The sequence below is a fragment of the Aquabacterium sp. A08 genome (assembly GCF_011742065.1).
Map to the genome: position 1 here is coordinate 1 of NZ_JAAQQT010000008.1, position 260 is coordinate 260.

Consider the following 260-nt stretch of genomic DNA (forward strand, 5'->3'; position numbering starts at 1 on the left):
ATGAGGCCGCGCTTGATGCCCCAGCGGTCGTTGAGCACCTTGGCCACGGGCGCCAGGGCGTTGGTGGTGCAGCTGGCGTTGCTGACGATGGCCTGGCCGGCGTAGGCGGTGTGGTTGACGCCGTAGACGAACATGGGCACGTCGTCTTTGGAGGGGGCGGAGATCACGACTTTCTGGGCGCCGGCATCCAGGTGGACCTGGCAGGCGTCGGCGGTGAGGAAGGCGCCGGTGCATTCGAGCACGGTGTGCACGCCCATCTC

1 pseudogene is annotated in these 260 nt (G+C 67.7%); it reads right to left on the minus strand.

Features of this window, described 5'->3' with window-relative positions:
* Nucleotides 1–260, minus strand: a pseudogene (locus HA630_RS00050) (type I glyceraldehyde-3-phosphate dehydrogenase); the annotation flags it as partial.